13 protein-coding genes and 2 pseudogenes are annotated in these 15424 nt (G+C 68.6%); 9 read left to right on the plus strand and 6 right to left on the minus strand.

The annotated features are described in order from the left end of the window. The first annotated feature begins 23 nt into the window (after positions 1-23). Together ACM6LR_RS32380 and ACM6LR_RS32385 are read left to right on the plus strand one after the other, a co-directional pair. A complete protein-coding gene (locus tag ACM6LR_RS32380; RefSeq protein WP_414945145.1) occupies positions 24-1322 on the plus strand; it encodes an ATP-grasp domain-containing protein in 1299 nt (432 codons plus the stop codon). Between the two features lie 3 nt (positions 1323-1325). Beyond that, positions 1326-2817 (plus strand): annotated as a pseudogene (locus ACM6LR_RS32385) (CocE/NonD family hydrolase). Positions 2818-2935: 118 nt separating this feature from the next. Here the strand turns inward: ACM6LR_RS32385 and ACM6LR_RS32390 are convergent. Then, a complete protein-coding gene (locus ACM6LR_RS32390) occupies positions 2936-4006 on the minus strand; it encodes a carboxylate-amine ligase (RefSeq protein WP_414937876.1) in 1071 nt (356 codons plus the stop codon). Positions 4007-4130: 124 nt separating this feature from the next. Further along, positions 4131-5048 (minus strand): universal stress protein, encoded by a 918-nt coding sequence (locus ACM6LR_RS32395; RefSeq protein ID WP_414937877.1) that lies wholly within the window; start codon positions 5046-5048, stop codon positions 4131-4133. Between the two features lie 184 nt (positions 5049-5232). Here ACM6LR_RS32395 and ACM6LR_RS32400 point away from each other — a divergent pair, with 184 nt between their 5' ends. Continuing rightward, positions 5233-6078: an SGNH/GDSL hydrolase family protein gene (locus tag ACM6LR_RS32400; protein ID WP_414937878.1), complete on the plus strand. Its 846-nt coding sequence runs from the start codon at positions 5233-5235 to the stop codon at positions 6076-6078. 5 nt (positions 6079-6083) lie between these two features. On the opposite strand, the gene ACM6LR_RS32405 is transcribed toward ACM6LR_RS32400, so the two are convergent. Continuing rightward, complete coding sequence (locus ACM6LR_RS32405) at positions 6084-7328, minus strand: PucR family transcriptional regulator (protein ID WP_414937879.1); 1245 nt, start codon at positions 7326-7328, stop codon at positions 6084-6086. 27 nt (positions 7329-7355) lie between these two features. Then, positions 7356-7703, minus strand: a complete 348-nt coding sequence (locus ACM6LR_RS32410) for an STAS domain-containing protein (protein WP_414937880.1) — start codon at positions 7701-7703, stop codon at positions 7356-7358. A gap of 453 nt (positions 7704-8156) precedes the next feature. Between ACM6LR_RS32410 and ACM6LR_RS32415 the strand changes: the two genes are divergently transcribed. Together ACM6LR_RS32415 and ACM6LR_RS32420 are read left to right on the plus strand one after the other, a co-directional pair. Then, the gene (locus ACM6LR_RS32415; RefSeq protein ID WP_414945146.1) at positions 8157-8699 is read left to right on the plus strand and encodes a cysteine hydrolase family protein; all 543 of its coding nucleotides are present in this window, start codon (positions 8157-8159) and stop codon (positions 8697-8699) included. Between the two features lie 67 nt (positions 8700-8766). Next, positions 8767-9732: an aldo/keto reductase gene (locus ACM6LR_RS32420; protein ID WP_414945147.1), complete on the plus strand. Its 966-nt coding sequence runs from the start codon at positions 8767-8769 to the stop codon at positions 9730-9732. A 155-nt stretch (positions 9733-9887) separates the two neighbouring features. On the opposite strand, the gene ACM6LR_RS32425 is transcribed toward ACM6LR_RS32420, so the two are convergent. Together ACM6LR_RS32425 and ACM6LR_RS32430 are read right to left on the minus strand one after the other, a co-directional pair. Then, the gene (locus tag ACM6LR_RS32425; protein WP_414945148.1) at positions 9888-10511 is read right to left on the minus strand and encodes a response regulator transcription factor; all 624 of its coding nucleotides are present in this window, start codon (positions 10509-10511) and stop codon (positions 9888-9890) included. Beyond that, on the minus strand, positions 10508-10831 hold the full coding sequence (locus ACM6LR_RS32430; protein WP_414937883.1) for a sensor histidine kinase: 324 nt from the start codon (positions 10829-10831) through the stop codon (positions 10508-10510). The genes ACM6LR_RS32425 and ACM6LR_RS32430 overlap by 4 nt, the downstream gene beginning before the upstream one ends. A 612-nt stretch (positions 10832-11443) precedes the next feature. Between ACM6LR_RS32430 and ACM6LR_RS32435 the strand changes: the two are divergent. The 4 genes and pseudogenes from ACM6LR_RS32435 to ACM6LR_RS32450 all read left to right on the plus strand — a co-directional run. Then, a pseudogene (locus ACM6LR_RS32435) lies at positions 11444-11686 on the plus strand (ABC transporter ATP-binding protein); the annotation flags it as partial. Then, positions 11683-12567: a PfkB family carbohydrate kinase gene (locus tag ACM6LR_RS32440; RefSeq protein ID WP_414937884.1), complete on the plus strand. Its 885-nt coding sequence runs from the start codon at positions 11683-11685 to the stop codon at positions 12565-12567. The pseudogene ACM6LR_RS32435 and the gene ACM6LR_RS32440, both read left to right, overlap by 4 nt. Before the next feature lie 107 nt (positions 12568-12674). Continuing rightward, complete coding sequence (locus ACM6LR_RS32445) at positions 12675-13028, plus strand: BTAD domain-containing putative transcriptional regulator (RefSeq protein ID WP_414937975.1); 354 nt, start codon at positions 12675-12677, stop codon at positions 13026-13028. A gap of 237 nt (positions 13029-13265) precedes the next feature. Next, positions 13266-15035, plus strand: a complete 1770-nt coding sequence (locus ACM6LR_RS32450) for a hypothetical protein (protein WP_414945149.1) — start codon at positions 13266-13268, stop codon at positions 15033-15035. Positions 15036-15424 lie beyond the last annotated feature (389 nt).

Genomic DNA, 15424 nt, shown 5'->3' on the forward strand with positions numbered 1-15424 from the left:
ACTCGAACGGGTAGGTCTCGCTCATGAACACATCCTCCAGGTCCCCAGAGGAAAAGAACATCTTCGTGATCGGGCTCGACGAGAGCAACGAAGAAGTGATGAGGCGGCTCCCCGGCGCGGACCGGTATCGCTTCCATCCGTTGCTGTCGCTTGAAGAACTCCAGCAGGGCGAGATCCAAATCGTCGAGCTCATGGAAAAGGCGCAGTCGCATTTGGACGCTTTCGATGGGCCGATCGACGCAATCGTCAGCTATTGGGATTTCCCCTCTTCGGCGATGGTGGCGATGTTGTGTGAGAAGTACGGTCTCCCCGGCGTTTCGCTCGAGGCCGTGCTGAAGTGCGAGCACAAATACTGGAGCAGACTCGAACAGGCGAAGGTGATCGACGAGCTGCCGCCGTTCGGCATCGTCGATCTGGAGCAGGACGAGCCTCGGCCACCCGATGGCGTCGATTACCCCATGTGGCTCAAGCCGGTGAAGTCGTTTTCGTCGGAACTGGCCTTCCACGTCGCCGATGAGAGTGAGTTCGAGAAGGCCGTCGCCGAGATCCGGGCCGGCGTCGAGCGGGTCGGTCTGCCCTTGGATCACGTCCTCGGAAAGGTCGCGCTTCCCGCCGAAGTGGCCGACACCGGAGGAGCCGCGTGCCTCGCGGAGGGCGAACTCACCGGTGTGCAGGCCGCGACCGAGGGTTACGTCCACAAGGGACAGGTGACGGTTTACGGCGTTCTCGATTCGATCAACTATCCCGACTCCGCCTGCTTTCTGAGACATCAGTATCCGTCGCAGCTGCCCGACGACGCGGTCGAGCGGATGAAGGAGATCTCGGTCCGGGTGATGGAGGGGATCGGTTTCGACAACGCCACCTTCAGCATCGAGTTCTTCTGCCATCCCGAATCCGGTCAGGCCTGCCTGCTGGAGATCAGTCCGCGGCACTCGCAGTCCCACGCCGAGCTGTTCGAGTACGTCGACGGGGTGGCGAACCATCACATCATGGTGCGGCTGGGACTCGGTGAGGATCCCGGCGGACGGCGGAACAGGGGTGACTACCAGGTCGCGGCCAAGTGGTACCACCGCCGGTTCCGTGACGCCCTGGTCACCCGCGTGCCCACCAGGGGTGAGATCGCGGACCTGGAGGCGGAGATCCCCGGCGTGAAGATCGAAGTGGTGCCGGCGAAGGGAACGCGGCTCTCGGACATGCCGGCGCAGGACAGCTACAGCTACGAACTCGCGCACATCCTCGTCGCCGCGCAGACCCAGCGGGAGATGGAACACAAATACCGCCAGTGCACCGAAGCGCTACGGTTCGACTTCGAGGAGGAATAGCCTATGCGGACGGTGGCTTCGCTGCCGTACGAGATCACGGAGTCCGACCACGTCTGGATCCCGGTCTCCGACGGTATCCGGCTGTCGGCCAGGATCTGGCGGCCGGTCGCTTCGGACGGCGAGCCGGTCCCGGCGATCCTGGAGTACATCCCGTACCGGCACCGTGACCTCACCTCGGTGCGGGACTCCGTGCCTGGAACGAGAGCAGCAGGACGCGGAAGAGGTGCTCGAGTGGATCGCGGGGCAGCCGTGGTGCACCGGCCGCACGGGGATGATGGGGATTTCCTGGGGCGGATTCGCCGCCCTGCAAGTGGCCGCGCGCAAACCGCCGAGCCTGACACTGGTTGAAGGACGCCGAGAACGGCGTCATGGACGGGCCGATGCTGCGGACGTGGATGCAGGACAGTGTGCCGCCGTCGACGTCGTACGAGGACCGGCCCGGCCGGTTGGTCGGCGAGCCGTCCTGGCCGTCGCCGCACGCCCACCCCTCGGTGCACCGGCTCGCGCGGTACCGGATCGCCCGGCCGGACGAGGAGGTCCGGGAAGAACGGCTGTCGGTGGAGTCGCCGCTCTCGGTCGGCCAGTTCGCGGGCAAGTGGGCCTCGTACAGCGCTCCACCCGACCTGCCTTACGACCAGCGGGAGGAGGACGGCGGGTCACTCGTCTTCGACACCGACGAACTCACCGAGCCGTGCGAGATCCTCGGTTCGCCGGTGGTGGATCTGGAGGTTTCGGCGGACAAGCCGGTGGCGCAGGTCGCCGTCCGGCTGTCCGATGTCGCCCCGGACGGCCGGGCAACGCGAGTGACCTGCGGACTGCTGAACCTGACCCACCGGGACGGGCACGACGACCCGGAGCCGCTGGAACCGGGTAAGCCGTACCGGGTGCGCGTCGAACTCAACGCCGTCGCGCAGGCCTTCCCCGCCGGGCACCGGATCCGGTTGTCGATCTCCTCGTCGTACTGGCCGCTGGCGTGGCCACCGCCGGAACCGGCGATGGTGACCGTCCACACCGGTCGGAGCACGCTCACGCTGCCGGTGCGTCCGACGGCCGAGGCCGAGGAGGTGTCGGCGCGGCCGTTCGACGAACCCGAAGGTACGGAACCATTGCCTTGACCCAGGTCGAACCCGGCGAGGTGCGCTGGACGGTGTCCCGCGACCTGATCGAGTACCGGTCCGCGCTCGAGATCGTGAAGAACGCGGGCAAGGTCCGGTTCGAGGACATCGCGCTCGACGTGACCAGGGACGTGTTCGAGCGCTACTCGTGGGTGGCGGACGACTTCTGTTCCCCGGTGGCGGAAACGGAGTGGTCGATGACGTTCGCCCGCGACGAGTGGGAAGCCAGGAGTGAGACCCGCACCCGGGTGTCGTGCACACCGACGGAGTTCGTCATCGACGCCCGGTTCGATGGCTACGAAGGCGAGCGACGGGTCTTTTCCCGCAACTGGCATCGGACGACTCCCCGCGATCAGGTTTGGCGTCGGGTGATCGGGTAACCGGAGGCGGCGATCGGTCCAGCGAGGCTGTACGTCCGCCGGTCGCGAGGTGGACCGGCGGACGTACAGCCTCGGCGGAGCAGGAACGCCGGCACGTCGGTCACCGAAACCAAGCGGCTCAGCGGATGAGCATCTCCACGACATCCTCCGGGGACTTCCGCTCCGAGAACTTGGCCCGTTGCCGATCCGCCCCGTTCCCGTGTTCGAACAACCGGGCGCAGCCGTCGCGGACGAAGTCCAGATCGCCGGTCGTCTCCAGCGCGGCCGCGGCGAAGGCCACGACATCGCCGACAACCTCGTGCGCGGGCATGAGATCGCCGGTGCGCGGATGCGGGCACCGGCCCGAAAGTCCTTCCCGGGAGGCGCGCCAGAGATGGGCGCGCAGTACCTCGTTGGACAAAGACGGGGCAGGCCCGTCGTCGAGGATCGTGGTGACGAGTCCCCGGACCAGGATGCCGAGCAGCACCGCCTCGTCCGGCGTCGCGGCCACATCGGAAAACCGGAACTCGACCGTCGGCTGGCCCTCGGAAAGCCTTACGTCCCAATAAACCATTTGACGGTCGAGGATCGCTCCCGCGCGCAGCCAGGCGTCCACGATGCTCTCGTAGTGGTCCAGCGACGTGAACTCGGGCGGCGGCCCTGCCGACGGCCACCTGGTCCACTGTTGATATCGCCAGCTGCTGTAACCGGTGTCGACGCCGTCGGAGATCGCCGAGTTCGCGGTGAGCGTCAGCAAGGCTGGCAGCCACGGCCGGATTCGCGAGATCAGCCGGACACCCGTTTCCCGGTCCGGGATCGCGATGTGGATGTGGCAGCCGCAGGTGATCGTGGTGCGCGCGGTGGCACCGAAGTGTTCGGCGATCCGCTCGTAGCGAGGATTCGGGGTGATGTGCGGGAAGCCGGTTTCGATCAGCAGCGGACTCCCGCAGGGGAGCAGATGGCAGCCGCGCTGAGCCGCGGCTTCGGTGAGTTCGGCCCGGAGAGCTTTCAGCTGCCCCAACGCTTCATCCCTGGTACGGCAGATCGCGGTCGCGGATTCCACCTGTGACCGGGTCAGTTCGTGTTGCAGTTCGCCTTCAGCCTCTTCGGCGGAATCAACGACCATGTTGCCGCTCTGGGAGAGATGTCCTGCGGGGTCTACGACGAAGAATTCTTCTTCGATGCCGAAAGTGAGGTCGTCATCGTTCACGAACAGGGGTTACCCCGGTTCGGTATCGGCAAACCTGTTTTCTGAAACCGTTTTCGGGTATCACCGGGCGTGGACCGTCTGTTCGACGGTATGACCGCTCCGCTGGACGGCTGAGCTGGATCCGCTAAGACCGCACCACCGCGACCGGGCAATGCGCGTGGTGGAGCGCGTCGTCACTGACCGAGCCCAGCAGCAGGCGGCGAAGGCTGCCATGGTCACTTCGGCCCAGCACCAGCAATGCGGCTTCGCTGGACTGCACGGTCAGCGCCTGAGAAGTCGGCCCGACGCCGTGCACGATCTCGACGGGCACGTCGGGATAACGCTCCCGCCATGGCTTCAGTTGCCGGGCGACGAGTTCGTCGACGACCTCCTGGGGGAGCGGCGGTGCCGGATCCAGCACCGGGCCGCCGAGCAGCGGCTCGCTCATCGGCCCCCAAGCGGAAAGCCGTGCGGCATGGACCGCGTGCACGGCCAGGCCATGCCTCGACGCGAAATCGAACGCGAACCCGGCCGCCTGGGCGCTCTGGTCCGTGCAGTCGGTCCCGAAGATCACCGGCCCGTCCTGAGGAGGCTCTTCGCCGCGGACGACAACCACCGGGCGGCCGGCGTGCTGGGTGACCTCCGCTTCGGTCGAGCCGGTCACGGCGCGGGTGAACACCCCGGTGTGGGATTCGCCCAGTACGATCATCGACGCGTCCGTCCCGTCGGCGACCGACGTCAGGACCTCGTCCGGGGTACCGCCTTGTACGACGGTCCGGACGTCGAGATCCGGGTCGGTGCGCTGCAACGTTTCGGCCATGGACTCGAGTTGCCGCCGTGCTGGTTCCGCGTCGTCGGTCGCCTCGGGAACCAGTTCGGTGAGCGGCGCGGCGACAGGGTCGGAACCCGTCGGTGGCAAGCGATCCCTCGTGCAGTACGCGAGCACCAGGCCTCGCCCTCGGGTTTTCGCCTCGGCCGCCGCCCAGCGGACGGCGCGGCCGGACTCCGGGGAGCCGTCGAATCCGGTCACCACGGGACCGGTTCCAGTCTGTGCAGGGGACATCGATCATCACCTCCGACAGGGGAGTGGTACCCGTTCCCCATGATTTTCAAGCGTCTGCTTGGTGACGTGTCACAACGACGCCTGGGGTAAGTCTGGGAAATTCCCCACGCCCGTGTCCGGCCCTCGCCCGCAAGATGTGAGGACGTATTACCGGGCGGTAACAACGACGACGTTGGAGGCTGGGATGGCGCTGGGCAAGCGGGTCAAGGCAGGGCTGGTGGCGCTGGCCGCCGCAGTGGCGGTGACGTCGGCGCCGACACCGGCGCAGGCGGGGCAGCTGGAGTACGTCGCGCTCGGCGATTCCGCCGCCGCGGGGCCGCTGATCCCGAAGCAGGATCCCAACCTGCTGTGCCTGCGTTCGGATCGCGACTACCCGGCGTTCGCCGCGGCGGCGCTCGGCGCGAAGCTCGCCGACGTTTCGTGTTCGGGTGCGGTGACCGCCGATCTCACGAACCGGCGGTTCGGCATCCTCGCGCCGCAACTCGACGCGCTCAAGCCGTCGACGGGGTTGGTGTCGATCACTATGGGCGCCAACGACTCCGGCCTGTTCCAGCAGGCGCTCAGCTGCATCAACCTGCTGCCGGAACCGGCGGGTCACTCGTGCGCGGACCGGCTCACCGCGGGTGGCAAGGATCCCCTCGGCGACTCGATCCAGGCGTGGGCCCCGAAATTCGGCGCCGCGCTCGACGAGATCCGAGCCAGGGCGCCGCGGGCGAAGATCCTCGTGACCGGATACGGCACCTACATCCGGCACAACGGCTGCTATCCCGTGCAGCCGGTCTGGGCGCGGGACGCGAACTACCTGCAGGGCGTGATGAACCTGATCGGCTCCACCGCCCGGAAGCAGGCCGAGGCCCGCGGCGCGACGTTCGTCGACTTCGCCTCGCTCACCGTCGGGCACGACATCTGCGCCGCCCCGCGTGATCGCTATCTCGAAGGCCTGATCCCCGCGCACGCCGCGGCCCCGCTGCATCCGAACGCGTCGGGGATGGCGGTGTTCGGCGCCGCGATCGCGAAGGCGGCGCGCTGACCCACTCATCCCCGGCCGGTCGCCGACCGGGCCGCGAGTGCCGCGCTCAGCAAGGCGATGTGTTCGAGCCGGGTGGGGTCCAGCCCGGTGAGGTCGGCGATCCGGCGCAGCCGGTAGTCGACGGTGTTGGGGTGGACGTGGAGGGCGGCGGCGGTCTGCCGCCGCCCGCCACGGTGGAGGAAGGTCTCCAGCGTCTGGAGGAGTTCTTCGTTACCGTCCAACGGTTGCAGCCGGGAGGCCAGCCGGTCGAGGGCCGGGCCGGGGCGAGACAGCTGGTATTCGAGCAAGACGTCGTCGAGCCGGTACAGCCCGGGCGGCCGCCCGGAGCCGGTGGCGACCGCGAGCACGTCCTGTGCCAGCTGCGCCGCGGCGGGAACGCCTGCCGGTCCGGCCGCCGCGACCCCGGCGATGACCTCCGCGCCCGCCGTGCGGGCGACGTCGGCGAGGACCCGCTCCAGCCGTGCCCAATCGCGTGTGGACAGTTCGCCCGCCGGGGTTTCGTGCGGCAGCAAGGCCACGCCGCCCTCGGGGGTGAGCGAGGTCAGGACCGTGCCGCGGATCTGGCGCTCCAGTTCGACCCGCAGCCGCCGGAGTTTGCGGCGTCCGGCGACCAGCGGGTCGACGCCGCTGGCCTCCTCGTCCGGATGCGCCCCGACCGTCGCCGCGAGGACGATGTAGCACGGCGGCAACCGCAGGCCCGCCTGTCCCGCGGCCACATCGGCGGGCTCGCCGTCGAGCAGGGCGGAAAGCACCGCGTGCCGCGCCGACCGCTCGTCGTCGAACATCGTCTGGCGCTCGTCCAGGTACCCCGCGCCGACGGCGGGGGTGACGACTTCGAGGTAACGCAGGGTAAGCGCGTTGACGGCCAGGACGTCCGCGACCTCCTCCGGACGCGCGTCCGGCGTCAGCGACGCCCAGACCACCTGGATGCCGATGTGATACGCGGTGAGCACGATGTCGATCGGGATGCCCTCTTCCGCACGGCGGGCGGCGGACTCGCGGAGGAAGTCGAGTTCCTCCTGCGTCGGCGTCGCTCCGGTGCGCAGGGTGTCGATGAACGAACGCAGGTTCTGTTCGATCACGTGCGTGATGTCGCCACTGAGTTCTTCGGCGGGCAGGTGGCCGTACTCGGGGATCCGGGACACGATCTCGGCGAGGACCGCCTTCGCGAGCGACGGCAGGACTTCGGTCAGCCGCTCCGCCAGCGGGCGGCCGCCGATGCGGAACCCTCGATCCTCGTCACCCGTCACAACCGCCCATCATGACAGCCGGGCGGGTCAGCGGCAGAGCGCGTCCCGTGCCGAGTCGACCGTCGGGTGCACGTTGAACACCGCGTCGAGCCCGAGGAGTGACATCGGGCGCAACAGGGCCCGTTCCTGGGTGACCAGGATGAACGGTACGGCCGTCTCTTCGGCCTTCGCCCTGATCTGGACGAGTGCCGTGAAGCCCGTGGAGTCACAGAAGGTGACCGCGGAGAGGTCCGCGATCAACGCCGCGGGAATGAACTGGAGTTCTCCCTCCAGTGTCCGCCGCAGGCTGTCGGAGACGGCGAGATCGATCTCGCCGGACACGGTGACCACCGTGTCGGTGCCGGACGCGGTGACCGAGACGTCGAGAGGAGACACGAATCTCCGGACCGAACGGGGCGGATCAGAGGCGGGGGCGCGATAGTCGGTCAAATTTGACTCCTTGCCGGTACGGGGAGGACCGGCTGCTGCCCTGTTTGGGCATGCCGGACCACGAAGTAGAACGGACCCGGCGGCTGGTGTCTGAACCGCGACGGGTCAACCGTAGCAGCCCCGCGTCCCGACCTGCCGGATGAGCGAGTTCCGGCCCACTGTTGTGACCGACCTCAGGGTGGAATTCACGGACGACACCGCGGCGAAACCGCTCGCGCTTCTGAATCTGCCGTCCGAAGGCCTTCGAGCGGGACGACCTGGACCGCATGGTGCGATCCGGTGCTGCGCGTCTACGCGGATCCGGCGGGGCATCGGTTCTGCGTCTTCGTCGCTTGACGAGGTCGACGATGTAGCGGCCGCGGGTGTTGAGCGGCGCGGCCGGTTGGCTAGCTTCCCGTCATGACCACCGCGCTGATCATCGGTGACCTCCAGCGAGGCATCACGGGCGACTACCCGTTCACCAGGCAGGTCCTGCCGCCCCTCAAGGAACTGCTGCCGCGTGCCCGTGCCGCCGGTGCGCTCGTCGTGTTCGTGCACTTCGCGCTCCGGTGTAACGGGGCCGACCTGCCGCCGGGAAACGCGATGCTCAAGACGTTCCACGAGGCCGGGGACACCTTCCACGAGGGTTCGGCCGGAACCGAGATCGATCTGCCGGTCACCGACGAGGACGTCGTCGTGCTGAAACGCCGTGCCAGCGCGTTCGCCGGCACGGATCTCGACCTGGTGCTCCGTGCCCAGGGCGTCGAAACCGTCGCGATCGCCGGAGTCGCGACCAGTGCGATGGTGGCCGCGACGTCCTACGACGCGGCGGACCGCGGCTACCAGGTGACCGTGCTGCGCGACGGTTGCGCGGACGGTGATCAGGCGATCCACGACTTCTTCGTCGACGCCGTCTTCCCCAGCCGGGGGTTCGAGGTCGTCTCCTGCGCCGACTGGTGCTGAATATCTCCTCGACCAGTGGGCCGCGGGTATGACACCGTCGTCGGCGAGCTGATCATGGGGAGCTGGGATGAAGACGAACCGACTCGGGCGCACCACCGTCGAGGTCACACGGCTGGGGTTCGGCGGCGGGCCGCTCGGTGGGCTGTTCGCGCCGCTGGACGACGAGACCGCGGCGGGGGCGCTGGCCGCGGCCTGGGACGGCGGCGTCCGTTACTACGACACGTCTCCGCATTTCGGCATCGGGCATTCCGAGCGCCGGATCGGTGAATTCCTGCGGCAGCAACCGCGAGAGTCGTTCGTCCTGTCGACGAAGGTCGGCAGGCTGCTGGTACCGCAGGACGTGGACGGGAAGCTGGATCCGGCCGGTTTCCATGTCCCCGCGACGCATTACCGGGTCCGGGACTTCACTCGCGACGGGATCCGGCGCAGTGTCGAGGATTCGCTGGAGCGACTGGGCCTGGACCGGATCGACGTGCTGTACCTGCACGATGCCGAGGAGTTCTTCGACGACGCGTTGCGCGATGGCTACCCCGCCCTGGCGGAGCTGCGGTCGGAAGGCGTCGTCGGCGCGATCGGTGCCGGCATGTACGACACGGCCATGCTGACCACTTTGGTGCAGGAAGCGGATGTCGACGTGGTCATGCAGTCCGGCCGCTACACGCTGCTCGATCACAGCGCGCTCGACACGTTCCTGCCCGCGTGCGCGGAACGCGGCGTCTCGGTGATCGCGGCGTCGATCTTCAACTCCGGGCTGCTCGCCGTGCCACGGCCGAGCGAGGGGGCGCACTTCGATTATGAGGCCGCGACACCGGAAGTTCTGGAGCGGGCCACCAAGATCGCCGACGTATGCGAGTCACACGGCGTGACGCTTCCTCAGGTGGCCATGGCCTTCCCCCTGCGGCACCCGGCTGTCGCCGGGATCGCGGTCGGGATGCGCTCAGCCGAGGAGGCGCGGCGCAACGTGGAGTCCTTCGCCGTCAAGGTACCCGCGCAGGTCTGGACCGATCTGAGCGCTGCGGGCCTGATCCGTTAGGCGGTTTCGTGCAGAAGGCGGACTTCTGTCCGGGCGTACGCGACCCGACCACGCCGGTCTCGACCTCCGGCCCGAGTAGCGCGCGGATCCACGTCCGCTCCTGCCCGGCCGCGTGACGCAGGACGGAGAAGAGGGCGGCCAGCTCGACCACCGTGTTAGCGGCGGATGAGGCCCAAGTCGGTCGCGGCGGCGACGGCCGCGGTGCGTGAGTCGACGGCGAGTTTGGTGTAGACGCGGGCCAGGTGGGATTCTACCGTGCCTTCGGTGAGGTGGAGCCGGGCGGCGATGGCCCGGTTGGAGAGGCCGTCGGCGACCAGCGCGAGGACTTCGATCTCGCGCCGGGTCGGGGCGGTGTCGGGGGCGCCCATCCGGTTCATGAGCCGGTCGGCGACGGTGGGGGCCAGCTCGTGCGCCCGGCGGCGGCGGGCGCGCACCGCGGCGGCCAGGTCTTCCGGCAGGGCGTCTTCGAGGAGGTAGCCGGTGGCGCCCGCTTCGATGGCTGGGAGGGTGTCGTAGGTCGTGACGATCAGGACGCGGGGGGCGCCGGGGCGGGCGGTGATCGCGGCGGTGGCTTCGGCGCCGGTCATCCCGGGGCCGAACCGCAGGTCCATCAGCACGACGTCGATGTCGCCCTCGGCGGCACGGACCACGGCGTCTTCGGCGGTCGCGGCCTCCGCGATCACGACGAGGCCGGGTTCGGTCTCCAGCACGGCGCGAAGTCCGGCTCGCACCAGGGGATGGTCGTCCGCCAGGAGAAGGCGGATGGCTGCTTCGGTCACGGGTTCGCCTCGGGCAGGGGCAACCGGGCGGCCAGCGCGGTGCCGTGGGCAGGAGTGGACTCGAGGATGAAAGTGCCGCCCAGAGCCTGGGTACGGCCGCGCATGGCGCCCAGTCCGAAGCCGCCCTTCTCGGGATCCGCGACCGGCAGCCGGTCAAGGTCGAAACCCGTGCCGTCGTCGACGATGTCGAGTGCGATGCGGCCACTGAGGTAGCTCAGGGTGATCTCGGCGGTGGCGGCGTCGGCGTGGCGGACGGTGTTCGCGAGGGCGGCCTGGGCGATGCGGAGCAAGGCGACCTCATAAGCGGTCGGCAGCGGCACAGGATCGCCGGAAAAGGTGGAAACGCGAGGCGATCGGGTGGCGGGTGCTGGTGGTGGCGCACAGGCGTTCCAGCGCACCGGCCAGGGTGGTGCCGTCCAGGGCGGGAGGGGTGAGGGCGGCGACGAAACGGCGGGCTTCGGCGAGGTTGTCCGCCGCGGCCTGGCGGGCTTGGGTGACATAACCGGTCCGCGGTGCCGGGGGCGCGTTCGGCGGCGCGCAACAAACAGCTGGATGCTGGAGCGGTGTGCTGGGCCTCGGCGAGGTCGGCGCGGGTGGCGGTGAGTTCCCCGATCAGCCGTCTCCGTTGCTGGCTCTCCTGGTAGAGGGCCTGATATCCCCACACGACGGCGACGGCCGCACCGAGCGCGGGTCCGATCACGGCGGCGGGGTTGAAGACACCTTGGTGCGCGGCGAAGGCGATGATCGCGGTCAGCGTGGTGGCGATCACCGCCGCCGCGCCCCTCCGGCGCGAGAGCAGATGGAGCTGGAGGAAGTACAGCGGGACGACCCAGACCCCGTCCGCGGTCAGCACCACCAGAGCCAGCCAAACCGCGCACACGGCGGCCAGCACCAGCGGCGACCTGATGGGAGGTACGGACGCGGGGGAGGAGCGGGCCCTGATGAACGGCCCCACCATCCTCCTGATCGACGAACCCGCCAGCGCCCTCGACCACGACCGCGGTGCCGCGGTCGTGGACCTCATCACCCGGCTCACCCATCAGCAGGCCACCGCCACCATCCTGGTCACCCACGACCGCACCCACCTCACCGCCGCCGACCAGATCGCCGAAGTCCACGATGGACGTCTCCACCTGCCGGCCGCGGCCGCTGAACAGAAAGGTCCACTGCGATGAGCGGACGATTGATCCATACCGGGCAGGTCGTGGTGGACCTCGTGATGCGGGTGCCGAGCCTGCCCGTGCCGGGCGGGGACGTGATGGCGTCCACAGTGGACTTCGTGCCGGGTGGGGGCTTCAATGTGATGGCCGCTGCCGCCAGAGCGGGCGCCCCTGTGCTCTATGCCGGGACGCACGGTACTGCGAACTTCGCCGACCTCGCCCGGTCGGCGATGGCCGCCGAGGGTATCGTCCTCGCGCACGAACCGATGGGCGAAGGTGACACCGGGATCGTCGTCGCACTCGTGGAGAACGACGGTGAACGCAGCTTCATCACCGGCGCCGGTGCCGAAGGGCGCCTGCCGCGAGGCCTGCTCGACGACATCGTCCTCACCGGCCAGGACGTCGTCTACCTCACCGGATACAGCCTGCTGCACGCATCGAACGCGGAAGCCCTTTTGGACTGGTTGCCCCGGACCGGCGACGAGATCGTCCTGTTCGATCCGGGCCCACTCGCCGGTGACGTTCCCGACCAGGTGCTCGCGGCCGTCCTGTCGCATGTGGACATTCTCAGCTGTAACGTCACGGAGGCGGAAACCCTCGACTTGACAAGCGGCCGAGTGGAGACGCTCGTCGTCCGGGATGGTCCCGCCGGATGCCAGGTGCTCTTCGGAGAGCGTGTCGTGGCCGTGCCTGGATTCGCGGTGGCCGCCGTGGACACCAACGGCGCGGGGGACGCGCACTGCGGCGTCCTCGCTGCCGAACTGCTCGCCGGGACGGATCTGCTCGAGGCCGCTCGCCGGGCGAACGCCGCCGCGGCGATCGCCGTCACCAGGCGGGGACCCGCCACCGCACCCACCCGGGCCGAATTGGACGCTTTCCTCGGTGTCGCCCGGTAGGAGCGGGTCGAGCTGTGGCCAAATCGGATACTGGGCGACGTGCCAGTGGATGTGCTGACGGACGTGCTGCGGGGAGAACGGCGGGACTCGCGCGCCGCGGCAACTGCATGTGCACATCCATCGGTTGCGTACGGGGCTCGGAGAGCCGGACAGGCTTTCTTTCGGGGCGGGTTACCGGCTCCGGGCGCGGGCGGAGGAGGTCGACGCGAAACGGTCGAGACCTCGTCGAGGCGGGGGCGGCGGAGCCGGATCCACAGCGCGCGATCGGGTCACTGCGGGCGGCGCTGGCGTTGTGGCGCGGTGACTCGTTCGAGGGCGTCGAGGTCCCGGTGCTCACCGAGCGGGCTCAGCGGCTTACCGAACCTGAAATTGTGAAAGACGCGTGGTGTCGAGGCGGTGAACCTTCTCGCGGCGTCGACGGCGTGAGTTCGCGCCGCGATATCGATATTCACCGAAAATGATCAACGCGGGTGTCGTCGACTCCGCCGGTTTCGGCCCTGGTCGAGAGAGTACCGCGTTGTGCGGTAAAATTACCCGCCTGGGCGATGACTATCAGCTCAACCTGTGTTTCTGGCTCATGGGGTTCCGCGAACAACCCGCGTAGTGGATGAGCAGGACGCTGCGGCCGTGGCACCGGGGCTCGGTCCGCGCCGCACAGTCGCCGGATTCTCGAACTCGGAATATGGGAGATTCACCACGTGAGCAGTGTGGAACTGACCGGCCCGCCGCCGGTGGCGGAGCCGGACCGCGGCGGGGCCAGACCATCAGGTGACGGCATGGCCCCCTCACGCCGGGGTTTCCCGCCGTTTCTCGGCGCCATCGCCTCGGTCCTCGCCGGCACGGTGCTGATCGCCGTCCACGCGAGCTTCTACGGCAACTGGATGATCGACGACGCGGCCATCACGTTCGCCTATTCCCGTAACCTCGCCGATGGTTTCGGACCGGTGCTGCAGCCTGGAGTGGAGCCCGTCGAGGGCTTCTCGAACCCGGTGTGGATGGTGCTGCTGGCGCTCGGGAAACTGGTCGGCCTGTTCGACAACGGGACGATCTTCGGCGTCCCCGACTACATCCTGTTCCCCAAGGGTTTGGCGCTGCTGTGCTGCGCGGCCATCCTGGTGCTGGTGTACGTCGCCGCGAAGCGCGTGACATCGCGGCCCGCCCTGGTCACCGTGATCGCCGGCGCGGCGCTCGCGGCCAACTCCTCATTCGTCATCTGGTGCTTCTCCGGTCTGGAGAACTCGGTCTACGCCCTCACGGCCACCGCGGTGGCCGTGGTCACCCTGTGCGGTGTGAACTCCGGCACGCTTCTGACCGCGAAGGTCGCTGTTTCGACCGGCGCGCTCGCCGCCCTCGCCGGGCTGAGCCGCCCCGACGGTGTCATCTACGCGGCCGCGTTCCCGATCGTGGTCGCGCTGTTCACCCGCCGCGGCGGCCTTGCCCCCGCCGTCCGGGCGGTACTGCTGTCCGCCGCCGGGTTCGTCGTCCCCTTCGGTGGTTATCTGCTGTTCCGCTGGATCGAGTACGGGCGCCTGCTGCCCAACACCGCGATTGCCAAGGCTCAGCCGCTCCCGGACATCACCGACATCGCCAAGGCCGGGACGGTCCTCCAGTACGCGGGCTGGCTGCTTGTCGCGGTCGCGATCGTCTGTCTCGCCCTGGTGATGCAGAAGCCGTCCAAGCTCCGCGCGGACATGGTCGCGCTCGTGGTCCCGTTCGGCCTGTCGGTGGTCGCCTTCTGCGTCCTCCAGGCCGACTGGATGGGGCAGTTCCGGTTCGCCACCCCGATCTGGGCGCTCGGCACGCTCGGCGGCACGATCGTGATCGTCGAGACCGTGCGCAAGGCGCGGATCCGCGGCCGGGTCCTGCTGGTGGTCACGCTCGTCATCGCGACGGTGTCGTCGGTCAGCGGCTTCTACACTCAGGGCGAGAAGTACCGCGCCACCCCGAAAACGCCGTTCTGCAGTGTCGTCGAGCGTGACGCCAGGGTCACCAACGGCGTGGCGGACCTCTTGAAGCTGCCCGACTCCGCGAAGATCGGCGTGATCGACCTCGGCGGGATGTCACTGGTCAGCAGGCTCCAGGTGATCGACCTCGCCGGTCTCGCCGACCGCGTCATCGCCGACTACCTGAGCACCGCGGATTTCGCGGGTGAGCGTCGGTACGTCTTCGACGAGGTCCGTCCGGAGCTGATCTCGCTCATCGGCTCGTGGGACACCACGCTCGGCTTCGCCCAGGACGAACGGTTCGCGCAGGAGTACGAGGTGCTCTACCGCAGCCCCCGTGATCCGGCCGCGTTCGGTGACGTCGGGGTGTGGGTGCGTAAGGATCTCGTCCGCGACCCCGCACTGCTCGCCGAGGCGCAGAACTACGTGACCACCGAGACCCAGAAGGTCGTCGCGGCCAACTCGGTCGCGCATCTGCGGTCCTGCGGGGATGTCCTCCGCCCTGGTCAGACCCCCACTCCCTGACCAGGATCAGGACACCGAACGGGCGCACTCGCCGAGGCGCCGCAGCAGCGGGTCGCTGGTGCGGCGCCTCGGCCACATTCGTCACGAGGGCGCTCCGGCGTCGGATCTTGATCGGCGGAGGATTGGGCCACTCAACGTCCCCAATCCTTCGTTGCCCGCATCCGGGTGCCGCCGCGATCAGCGGGTAGGTAAAGACGAGCCCAGGACCCGAATCACGAAACGGCGACGGAATCCTGCCCGTGCAGGCGGATCAGCCCACCGGAGTGCCACACAGCGCGGAGTCGATTACCTGGACCCGTGTCGTCGTACCTTCGGCCTGTACAAAGGTGTTGGTCATTAGCGCCGCGTGCCTGCCGTCGTCGGTGGCGAAGGTCGCGGACGAGTGACCG

This window comes from Amycolatopsis sp. cmx-11-32 (assembly GCF_047608695.1).
GTDB lineage: Bacteria > Actinomycetota > Actinomycetes > Mycobacteriales > Pseudonocardiaceae > Amycolatopsis.

Bases quoted from the DNA above. Each gene is read 5' to 3' on its own strand.
- ACM6LR_RS32380 (WP_414945145.1), top strand. From the start codon at position 24: ATGAACACATCCTCCAGGTCCCCAGAGGAAAAGAACATCTTCGTGATC.
- ACM6LR_RS32395 (WP_414937877.1), bottom strand. From the start codon at position 5,048: ATGTCCCCTGCACAGACTGGAACCGGTCCCGTGGTGACCGGATTCGAC.
- ACM6LR_RS32400 (WP_414937878.1), top strand. From the start codon at position 5,233: ATGGCGCTGGGCAAGCGGGTCAAGGCAGGGCTGGTGGCGCTGGCCGCC.
- ACM6LR_RS32415 (WP_414945146.1), top strand. From the start codon at position 8,157: ATGACCACCGCGCTGATCATCGGTGACCTCCAGCGAGGCATCACGGGC.
- ACM6LR_RS32420 (WP_414945147.1), top strand. From the start codon at position 8,767: ATGAAGACGAACCGACTCGGGCGCACCACCGTCGAGGTCACACGGCTG.
- ACM6LR_RS32440 (WP_414937884.1), top strand. From the start codon at position 11,683: ATGAGCGGACGATTGATCCATACCGGGCAGGTCGTGGTGGACCTCGTG.
- ACM6LR_RS32445 (WP_414937975.1), top strand. From the start codon at position 12,675: ATGTGCACATCCATCGGTTGCGTACGGGGCTCGGAGAGCCGGACAGGC.